The sequence below is a fragment of the Actinomycetes bacterium genome (genome assembly GCA_036510875.1).
Taxonomy (GTDB): Bacteria; Actinomycetota; Actinomycetes; order Prado026; family Prado026; genus DATCDE01.
This window is the reverse complement of sequence record DATCDE010000196.1, coordinates 1-3,494: the sequence shown is the minus strand read 5'-3', so window position 1 is coordinate 3,494 and position 3,494 is coordinate 1. Positions and strand designations below refer to the sequence as shown.

Here is a 3,494-nt window from a genome sequence, read left to right as displayed (position 1 = left end):
CTTTTCGACTGACAGGCGCAGCCCCAAAGGGGCGATCACCTCAGCCACTTCGTCCCACAGCCCGTCCGCGTGCGCTTTGGTTCCGGCCACCATGATCACGAAGTCGTCCGCTTATGTCGGGCACCGGATTATGCCGCGTGTCGACCGAGAACCTTTTGTGTGGGAGGGTTTCTGGTTGTTTCGCGCGGCATAATCCGGCTGGTCGGAGCGATGTTCATAGGCTGTCGAGGAAGGCCAGGACGGCATCGGGCGGGTGGTATCGGCCATGGGGCGTGTCCAGTGGGGTGACCCGGTCCAGAGCTGCTTGTTTGAGGGTGAGGTCGGCTTTCAAATAGATCAGTGTTGTATCAACCTGTTCGTGGCCGAGCCATAGAGCGATAACTGTGACGTCAACTCCTGCTTGAAGTAGGGCCATGGCCGCGGTATGCCTCAGTGTGTGAGGGGTGACTTTCTGACCGGTCAGGGACGGACAGGTCCGGGCCGCGGTCGCGGCGTGTTTGGCCACGAGTCCTTGGACGGCGTCACGGCTGAGGGCTTGGCCGCGACCGGTGGTGAAGAGCGGTTGGTCGGGTTGGCTGCCATGCTCGGCGAGCCAGACACGCAAGACCGCCACGGTGGTCTTGGTGAGCGGGGTGATGCGGTCTTTGCGTCCCTTCCCGTGGCACCGCACGTGTGGACCGGTGCAGAGGTGGACGTCCTGGACGCGTAGGGCGATTAGTTCTGAGACACGCAGCCCGGTTTGGATCGCGAGCAGGAGCAGCGCGTGGTCACGGCGACCGAGCCACGTTGAGCGGTCGGGTGCGGAAAGGACCGAGGCGGCCTGCTGGTGGGTGAGGTAGCCGATGATGGCCCGGTCACAGCGTTTGGCGGGTATGGCCAGGACCCGCTCGATCAGGGCGGCGTGCTCGGGGGCGTTCAGGGCGGCGTAGCGAAACAGTGCGTGGATCGCCGCTAGTCGCGCGTTTCGGGTGGTCACGGCGTTGCCGCGGTCGGCTTCCAGGTGAGTCAGGAACGCCCCGATCATCACCGCGTCCAGGTCGGCCAGTTCCAGGTCGGCGGGCTGCTTGTGGGCGCTGCGGGCGGCGAAGCCCAGGAGCAGCTTCATGGTGTCGCGGTAGGCGGCGATGGTGTGCGGGCTGGCTTGACGCTGGCAGATCAGCCGGTCGGTGAAGAATCCCTGCAGCAGCGTGGGCAGGGTGTTCATGAGTCCACCTGCTCTATGTCCTGCAGGCGGGCCGCCGCCAGTGCAAGCAGTTCAGGGGTGGCCTGCAGGTACCAGCTATTCCGAGCTCGGAATAACTGGTATTACTCCGTGGCCTTTCGCACTCTCAGGCCGCGTAGGTGAGCGTGTCGAGTAGCGCGTCGGTAATTTTGGTCTTGTGCTGATTGGGCGTGCTCGCGGCTGACATCGCGGTAATTCGTTGGGACCACAGGGTGCGGCGGAGTGCGGCGAGGGCGTCGAGGAAGCTGGGGGTGGCCTTGCGGGGGTACCAGGGACGCGGGATCCAGGTGTCACCGGCTGGGTGTTCGGTGAGGTACCAGCACCAGGTCATGGCGTGTAGCCACAGCGATAGGCACGAGGCCCGTTCCGGTCCCTCGCGTTTCCATGATTGGGGGTTCTCGCCTCCGAGGTCTTGCTTGACGTCCCGGAAGCAGACCTCGATGCTCCAGCGCCCGGCGTAGCGGGACGCGGTGTCGGCGCCGCTGGCGCTCAGGTCGGTGGTGATGAAGAAGTCGTCAGGTTCGATGCTGTTGGGGTCGCGCACGATGACGAGGTGGACGAGGTCTTTGGGGTTGACGCCGTACCAGAGGACGTCGCGGGTCAGGATGAGTCGTTCGAGCTTGTGGCCCCGGACGTCGACGGTGGCCTTACGCCAGTCGCGCGGGCGGGCTTGGGCGGCGATCTCGGGTGGGGTGGGCAGCCGCTGGCCTTTGAGGCGAGGCCGGCCGCGTTTGCCGGTCCGGGGCGGCGCGGGATCGTAGAGGGCGGCGTCCCTGCGCATCCGGCTGGTGACATGGGTGCGGGGCAGTTCGGCCCCCGCGAGCGAGGCGTAGGCTCCGTCGGCGCACAGATGCAGCTGCCGGTCCGGGAGCCAGGCCGCGAGCTCACGCATCATCTGGGCGGCGTGTTCGACGGTCGTGATGGGGTCTTTCTTCTTGTGCAGCCTGGCATTCACCGGGATGGCGATCGGCATCGATCCCCAGGGTGGGGTGATGCGCAGTGTGACCACGACCAGGTTCAGGCCGAGCGCGTAGACGACCCGCTGGCCGGTCGAGCGCACCGCGTCGCGGAAGTTCCCAGCACCGGCGACCTGCCGGCCGCTCTTGTGGAACAGGGTGTCATCACAGTCCAGGCTGATGACTGCGGTCGGGGCGAACCTGGTGACGGCATGGGTCGCCAGCAGCCGCCACAGGCCGCGCAGGTTCCACACGCCGTCGCGCAGGAACCGGTGGTAGGCGTCATGCGCCCGACCCCCTGCCGGGTCGGCGAGGGTGATCATCGCGGTGACGGTCCGGCGGCCGGGCGCCAGCACCCAGCCGGTGAGGAGGTCGGTGAAGATCGCGAAGCTCGGCGCCCGGAACACCGGGCGGACCGAAGTGAGCAGCGCGGTCCAGGAGCTCACCGGCCCCGGCGGGCTGCGACGCGGGTGAGCAACCCCGCGAGCCCGGCGTTGCCTGCCACCTCTAGCTTGGCCCGCGCCACCCGATACCGGTCCACGGCGGCACGGACAGGGCCAACCTGATCAGAGGCCAACATGATCGTGCGGTTGCGCCCATCCTCGGAGTAGCTCAGCACCGTTGACTCGTGCAGCGACACCCCGTCGGTACAGCGGCAGCTGGTCTTGCCGCAACGTCGGCGTTGCACCACGACGGACCCGCGGATCATCCGCGGGAAGCCGCTTGCGCCTGAATCAGCCATCTCCCACACCCCTCTCACCTGCACGCGCTCCGCGTGCAGACTCAGCCTTTCAAAGGCTACCCAGGAGGGGTGGGAAGTGGCTCGGGGTGTCGCCCGAAAAAGCCCGGGGATGCCCTACATCAGGGGCTCTTGAGAGTGCGAAACTCCACTATATGGTGCAATCGCACCGGATACGTCTTGGGCCGCAGTCACGAAAGGTGTTCTCCATGGGCCTCAGAGATCTCTTCGAAGGCCCTCACGCCGTCATCCTCGTCCTGGTGGTCGTGGCCCTCTTCGGATGGAAGCGACTGCCAGACATCGCGCGTGGTCTTGGCCGGTCGATGCGCATATTCAAGTCCGAGATGGACGAGAACAAGACCGGAGGCAAGTCCACGTCCAGCCCCGCTCGCAGCCACACTGCCGAGGACGAAACTGTCCACAAGACCCGGCCACAGGCTGACGACCCCACCGAAGTCTAGAAGTACAACCCGTCGCCGTCTTGAGCCACATAGAAAAGAAAGACGGCCACGGTCGGCGGCGGGGGGACCACCGGCCGGGACCTAGACCGATTCGCCACATCGGTTCAGAGGGCGCA

The 3,494-nt window shown here is 66.1% G+C and carries 3 protein-coding genes; 1 reads left to right on the top strand and 2 read right to left on the bottom strand.

The window, feature by feature from the left end; all coding sequences use genetic code 11:
• Positions 1 to 214 precede the first annotated feature (214 nt).
• Both VIM19_11565 and VIM19_11560 read right to left on the bottom strand, forming a co-directional pair.
• The gene (locus VIM19_11565; GenBank protein ID HEY5185514.1) at positions 215 to 1,204 is read right to left on the bottom strand and encodes a site-specific integrase; all 990 of its coding nucleotides are present in this window, start codon (positions 1,202 to 1,204) and stop codon (positions 215 to 217) included.
• Positions 1,205 to 1,328: 124 nt separating this feature from the next.
• Complete coding sequence (locus VIM19_11560; protein ID HEY5185513.1) at positions 1,329 to 2,624, bottom strand: transposase; 1,296 nt, start codon at positions 2,622 to 2,624, stop codon at positions 1,329 to 1,331.
• A gap of 502 nt (positions 2,625 to 3,126) precedes the next feature.
• Here VIM19_11560 and tatA point away from each other — a divergent pair.
• Complete coding sequence (gene tatA / locus VIM19_11555; protein HEY5185512.1) at positions 3,127 to 3,378, top strand: Sec-independent protein translocase subunit TatA; 252 nt, start codon at positions 3,127 to 3,129, stop codon at positions 3,376 to 3,378.
• The last annotated feature ends 116 nt before the right edge of the window (positions 3,379 to 3,494 follow it).

Bases quoted from the DNA above. Each gene is read 5' to 3' on its own strand.
- VIM19_11565 (HEY5185514.1), bottom strand. From the start codon at position 1,204: ATGAACACCCTGCCCACGCTGCTGCAGGGATTCTTCACCGACCGGCTG.
- tatA (HEY5185512.1), top strand. From the start codon at position 3,127: ATGGGCCTCAGAGATCTCTTCGAAGGCCCTCACGCCGTCATCCTCGTC.